At 63.1% G+C, this 6779-nt stretch carries 4 protein-coding genes; all 4 read left to right on the forward strand.

Features of this window, described 5'->3' with window-relative positions; translation table 11 throughout:
* Positions 1 to 78 precede the first annotated feature (78 nt).
* Positions 79 to 594, forward strand: a complete 516-nt coding sequence (locus CAG33_RS27880) for an Hcp family type VI secretion system effector (RefSeq protein ID WP_003226246.1) — start codon at positions 79 to 81, stop codon at positions 592 to 594.
* Positions 595 to 723: 129 nt separating this feature from the next.
* Positions 724 to 2766 (forward strand): type VI secretion system tip protein TssI/VgrG, encoded by a 2043-nt coding sequence (gene tssI, locus CAG33_RS27885; protein WP_085586968.1) that lies wholly within the window; start codon positions 724 to 726, stop codon positions 2764 to 2766.
* Positions 2756 to 3493: a DUF4123 domain-containing protein gene (locus CAG33_RS27890; protein ID WP_085634136.1), complete on the forward strand. Its 738-nt coding sequence runs from the start codon at positions 2756 to 2758 to the stop codon at positions 3491 to 3493. The genes tssI and CAG33_RS27890 overlap by 11 nt, the downstream gene beginning before the upstream one ends.
* A partial coding sequence (locus CAG33_RS27895) for a DUF6531 domain-containing protein (RefSeq protein ID WP_085641278.1) occupies positions 3493 to 6779 on the forward strand: 3287 nt, incomplete at its 3' end. The genes CAG33_RS27890 and CAG33_RS27895, both read left to right, overlap by 1 nt.

The following is a 6779-nucleotide window of genomic DNA, read 5'->3' on the forward strand; positions in this document are numbered from 1 at the left end:
TCCTTGATAACAGTCAGGCACCCACCGGGCGATTCCGCCTCCCGGGCACCCTAACTCAATCCGCAAGGAGCACCTCCCATGGCAACACCAGCGTACATGTCGGTCACCGGCGAAAAACAAGGCCTGATCACTGCCGGCGCCTTCACCGCCGACTCCGTGGGCAACACCTACCAGGAAGGTCACGAAGACCAGGTCATGGTTCAGGCGTTCAGCCACGACGTGATCATCCCGCGTGACCCGCAGTCCGGCCAGCCAACCGGCCAGCGCGTCCACAAGCCAGTGATCATCACCAAGGTCTACGACAAGGCTTCGCCTCTGCTGCAGGCGGCCCTGACCTCCGGCGAGCGCATGAGCGAAATCGTCATCCAGTGGTACCGCACTTCGGCCCAAGGCACCCAAGAGCACTACTACACCACCAAACTGGAAGACGCGATCATCGTCGCCATCAACAACAAGATGCACAACTGCCAGGATCCAGGCAACTCGCACTTCACCCACCTGGAAGAAGTGCAGTTCACCTACCGCAAGATCACCTGGACCCACGAAGTATCCGGTACTTCGGGTTCCGATGACTGGCGTGCTCCAGTCGTCTAACCACGGCTGACCGCTACACGCATCGACCAGCCCTGCTGGTCGATGTTGTTTACGCACCTCCAGAATTTCGCGTGCGCAGGACCGCTTGGCGAAGACCGGCGCACGCCGCTGCAGCACGAGGAACAAGGGATGTTCGCGCCGGCCAACGAAACACATTTTGCCCTGACCATCGAAGGCCTTTCCGCCGACTTCCAGGTATTCACCCTGCAAGGCCGCGAAGCCGTCAGCGAGCCGTTCGCCTTCCAGGTGGAACTGGTCAGTGAGCAGCCGTCGCTGGACCTCGAGACCCTGCTGCACAAACCGGCCTTCCTGCAGCTGTCGCCCGACGGCAGCGGCATCCACGGCCTGATCTACCGCGCCGCGCAAGGCGACTCCGGCAAGCGCCTGACCCGCTACTCCGTGACCCTGCGCCCGCAGCTGGCCTACCTCGCGCACCGGGTCAACCAGCGCATCTTCCAGAACCTCAGCGTGCCGAAGATCATCGGCCAGGTGCTGGAGGAGCACGGCATCCAGGCCAACGCCTACGCATTCAAGACCGGTTCGGTCTACCCCGAGCGGACCTACTGCGTGCAGTACGACGAGTCGGACCTGCACTTCATCCAGCGCCTGTGCGAGGAGGAAGGCATCCACTTCCACTTCCAGCACAGCGCCACGGCCCACAAGCTGGTGTTCGGCGACGACCAGACGGTGTTCCCGAAACTGGCGCCCGTGGCCTACCAGCAAGACTCCGGCATGGTCGCCAGCGACCCGGTGGTCAAGCGCTTCGACCTGCGCCTGGAAACCCGCACCAGCCGCACCACCCGCCGCGACTACGACTTCGAGAAGCCGCGCCTGACCCTCGAGAGCGAGAACCGCGGCGACGCCCTGCCCGACCTCGAGGACTACGACTACCCGGGCCGCTTCATCGACCGCGAGCGCGGCAAGCACCTGGCCAAGCGCGCCCTTGAGCGCCACCGCAGCGACTTCCGCCTCGCCGAGGGCAAGAGCGACCAGCCGCGCTTGGTCAGCGGCCACTTCCTGGCCCTGACGGCGCACCCCAAGGCGCAGTGGAACGACCTCTGGCTGCTCACCGAGATCCTCCACGAAGGCAAGCAGCCGCAGGTGCTGGAGGAGTCGGTGACCAGCGACACCACGGCGCTCAAGGACGACTTCCACCAGGGCTACCGCAACCGCTTCCAGGCCACCCCGTGGGACGTGCCCAACCGTCCGCCCCTGCGCCACCCCAAGCCGCGCATCCTCGGCAGCCAGAGCGCCGTGGTCACAGGCCCCAAGGGCGAGGAGATCCACTGCGACCCGTACGGCCGCGTCAAGGTGCAGTTCCACTGGGACCGCGAAGGCCAGGCCGACGACAAGACCACCTGCTGGCTGCGCGTTTCCTCGGCCTGGGCCGGCGCCCAGTACGGCGGCATCGCCATCCCGCGCATCGGCATGGAGGTGCTGGTCACCTTCCTTGAGGGCGACCCCGACCAGCCCTTGGTCAGCGGCTGCCTGTACCACAAGGAGAACACCGTCCCCTACGCCCTGCCGGCCAACAAGACCCGCAGCACCTTCAAGACCCTCAGCTCCCTGGGCGGAGGCGGCTTCAACGAGCTGCGCATCGAGGACAAGAAGGGCCAGGAGCAGATCTTCCTGCACGCCCAGCGCGACTGGGACGAGAACGTCGAGCACGACCAGAAGATCCGCGTCGGCAACGAGCGCCACGACACCGTCGAGAAGAACAGCTACAGCGAGTTCAAGGCCGAGGAGCACCACACCGTCTACCAGGACCGCAAGGTCGAGGCCCGGGCCGACGACCACCTGACCGTGGGCGTCAACCAGCACATCAAGATCGGCACCGGCCAGTTCATCGACGCCGGCCAGGAGATCCACCTGAGCAGCGGCCTGAAGGTCGTGCTCGAGGCCGGCAGCGAACTGACCCTGGTCGGCGGCGGCAGCTTCATCAAGATCGACGGCGGCGGCGTGACCCTGAGCGGCCCGGCGATCAACGTCAACTCCGGCGGCGGCCCGGGCAGCGGCACCGGCGCCGCCCCGCTGATGCCCGGCGCGCTGAAGCAGGCCGACGCCGACAAGGCCGGCGCCGTGCTCACCCCGGCGCAGGTCAACACCCTCAAGCGCAACGCGCCGTTCTGCGAAGAATGCGAAAAATGCAAGGCAGGTGCCTGTGCCCTCTGACCGACTGACACCCCGCGACTGGCTGGCCCGCCAGCCCCTGCAGAGCGGCGAACGCCTGTACCTGGTCATCAGCGCCGCCAGCGACGCCGACGGCCTGAAGACCCTGTACATGAGCGAACCCGCCACCCAGCTCGTGCCGATCTGGAACGACACCCCCTACGCCAGCTGGAAACCGGTGATGCCCTACGTCACCGAGCTCAGGCCCGACTCCCCGTTCCTGCCCTGGATCGCCGCCACCGACGCCCTCGACTGGGGCTGGCTGGCCGTCTCCCGCAGCGAACCGGACGAAGTCTTCGAGCACCTGCGCAGCCTCACCCAAGTGAAGATGCCGGACGGAACCGAGGTGTTCTTCCGCTTCTGGGACGGCCGGCACATCCACCCGATCCTCAAGGGGCTGGGCGAGGCGGCCGGGGAACTGCTGCCGGTGTTCGGGCGCTACCTGATCAACGGCCAGAGCCTGGAGGTCGGGCCGCGGGTGGTGAGGAAGGCGAAGGACTGGCCGTGGTGGGAGGTGCCGAAGGGGTTGTTGGATGGGCTGGCCAAGGACAATCCGACCACGCTGATCAGCAACCTCATGCAATGGCTGGAGGAGGAACGCCCGGACCTCTACACCGCCTGGCCCGAGAACAACCTGAAGCACAAGATCGCCCGTTTCGTACGTCGCCCGGATGCTCCGGACAACCTTAAAGAAGCACTGTTAAACCACCTGATTCTGGAGCAAGGCTGATGATCGCAAAGGAACGCATCGAGTTCATTGACGGACAACTCAACTCCTTCAAAGACAGCCTGAAGCTGTACCAGGAACAAACCAAGACCTGGTATGCAAGAGCCGCAGACAAGGGCAGCCGAGCCGCTGACCTGCCGTCCCTGCTCGGCATGGAACGAGTGATCAAAGTCGGCAACACCAGCAAGTCGGTGAGCATGACGGATGGCGACTTCACCTCAAGCGTCGCTCAGTGCCCGCTCAAAGGGCCGTTGCTCATCGAGAGCAAATTCGAATCGGTATACGACATTCCGGTGGGTGATATCGAAGTCGAAATCGTCGCCGTGGAGGGTGGTGCCGTCAGCAAAGTCAAACTGGACGCCAAAGGAAAGGCCAGCTGGACGGGAGGCATTCCTGGCAAGTACTACAAGATCCGGGTTCACAATGAAGTGACTCCAGCGCAAATCGATGCCTTGTTCAACTCTTACAAGGGCATCACGGCTGATCTGGAAGGTTTTCTGCGCAAGGAATGGGCTGGCTTCAAACCGCAATGGTCAACCCTATCGGCATCCACCATGGTGATGTCTGTCGGTAAAGGCATCCTTGAAGGTGGCTGGGAGGCCATCAAGGGTGTGTGGGATGGCATCAGCCTGGTTCTGGACATCCTTCAGGATCCAGGAAAGTTCAAGGAAGATCTCGGCGCCGGCACCCAAAAGCTGATTGACTTGGCCAAGCAGTCACCAGAGGTCATGAAGAAGGCCATGTTGCTGGCCAGCGATGAGGCGGCATTGTTTCTGCTGGTTCGGAGTGCCGTGATCTGGTTGGCAGGTTTGCCGCCGACCAAACTGGCAGGCGAGTCGGCGAAGATGACTACCGCTGCGGTTGTCGGCATTGCCATCGATATCGTGATCGGGATCGTACTGACCATCGCGGCCGAAGGCACTGGGATTATCTATCTCGTCGCGCGACTGAAGAAGTACGGCGAAATTCTCGTCAAGGCCGTGATTGGCTTTGTCGAGTCCGTGTTCAAGATCATCAAAGGCTTCATGGAGTATGTCGCCAAGTACACGGCCGTGGCGGCGCGTGGTGTGACGGCGAAGGTGAGAAACGGCATTTCTGAACTGCGTTTTGATGGAAAGAGAAACGCGACGCTCGGCAGAGGCAAAGCCGGTGACGATGCTGCCAAACAGGCTAAGACACCTGCCGACAAGAGCGCAGAGCCAGCTGCCGGAACCTGCACTGATGGATGTCCGGTATCGATGGTCACCGGTGAAGAACTGCTGACGCTTACCGACGGCCACCTCGACGGGCTGCTGCCGTTTGAATGGACACGCCTGTACCGAACCAGCGCAGTGGAAATCGATTGTGGCCTGGGCCATGGCTGGAGCCATGCACTCGCGCACCGGATCGAAATCGTAGGCGACGAGGTCATCTGGACTGACCATGAAAACCGTTCCACGCCTTTCCCGCTCCCAAGCGAACAGCGTCCGGCCATCACCAACAGCCTTTCGCGGGCAGCCATTTTCCTGGGTGACGATCCGTCCGAACTGATTCTGGCCCAGGCAAGCAAGCGCCCGACGTTCTACCACTTCCGCTTCAACAGCAAAGGCGCAACCCTGATCGCCATCAGCGACAGCTACGGCAATCGGCTGCACATCACGCGGGACATCCACGGACGCATCAAGCGCCTCGACAACGGTGCGGGCCGCGCCCTGCTGCTGCGTTACGACCGCAAGCACATCGTCGCAATTGATTATCAGCAGTTCCTTCCGGCGGACAACCTCGAAGACGCCTGGAGCACCGTCCAGACGCTGGTCTCCTACAGCTACGACGCTCAAAACCGGCTGATTGAGGCGAAGAACGCCGCAGGGGAAGCCGAACGTTATCGCTACAACGATCAACATGTGATCCTGGAAAGGCAACTGGCTGGCGGGGCGGCCTTCTTCTGGGAATGGGAGCACGAAGGCAAGCTCGCTCGCTGTGTCCATCACTGGGCGAATTTCTCGCAGATGGATACGCACTACGCCTGGGATGACAAAGGCACCGTCACCGTCACCAACGCCGACGGCAGCGAAGAAATCTACACCCACGACGACAAGGCCCGCCTGGTCAGCAAGGTTGATCCGGACGGTGCCGAGCACCTCAAGGCCTACAACGACAAAGGCCAGCTGATCGCCGAAAAGGATCCGCTGGGCGCCGTGACCGAGTACCGGTACGACGATGAGGGGTTGATGACTGCGGTCATCCCTCCTGAAGATGAAGCCATCACCTACGAATACAGCAATGGCTTCGTCAGCGACGTGCATCGCGGGAAGGCCAGCTGGAAGTATCAGCGCAACAAGCAAGGCGACGTCACCCGGCAAATCGATCCGGACGGTCATGCCACGCTCTACAGCTACGACCGACAAGGCCGATTGCTGGAAATCACGCATCCCGACGGCAGCCGCCACCAGTTGGGTTGGAACAACCTTGGCCAACTGCTGGAAGAGCGCCTGCCCGACGGCGGGCAACGCAAGTACCGTTACGATGCCATGGGCCGCCAGATCACCCGTCAGGAAGAGTCCGGCGCCATCACCCAGTACCAGTGGGACAACGCCAATCGCCTGTCGCAGGTGACGTTGCCCGGTGGCGCGACGCGCGCGTTCACCTACAACGCCTATGGCAACGTGACAGCCGAACGCGACGAACTCGGCCGCATCACCCGCTACGAGTACGCCGACAACCTGCACCTGGTCAGCCGCCGCATCAACCCGGACGGCAGCCAATTGCGCTACCGCTACGACAATGCCGGCCTGCTGCTCACCGACATCGAAAACGAACGCGGCGAGCACTACCGCCTCGACTACTACAGCAACGGACTGATCCAGCAGGAAACCGGCTTCGACGGCCGCCGCACCGCCTACGAATACGACCTCAACGGCCAACTGCTGAAGAAGACCGAGTTCGGCGACGACGCCAGCGAGCTGGTCACCGAGTACCAGCGCGACGCCGCCGGCCGCCTGCTGGTGAAGACCCTGCCCGACGGCGAGGAAATCCACTACAGCTACGACGCCCTCGGCCGCCTGGTCAGCGTCGACGACGGCCACTGGCCCCTCGCGTATGAGTACGACCTGCAGGATCGGCTGACCACCGAGCACCAGGGCTGGGGCACCCTGCGCTACGAATACGACAGCGTCGGCCAGCTCAAGCATTGCCGCCTCCCCGACGGCAGCACGCTCGACTACCGCCACCTGCCGGGCGGTCAGCTCAGCGGTATCGACCTCAACGGCTCGCGCCTGACCCGCCACCAGTTCAGCGCCGGCCGCGAACA

Origin of the sequence: Pseudomonas sp. B3(2017) (genome assembly GCF_002113595.1) — a bacterium.
Taxonomy (GTDB): Bacteria; Pseudomonadota; Gammaproteobacteria; order Pseudomonadales; family Pseudomonadaceae; genus Aquipseudomonas; species Aquipseudomonas ekonensis.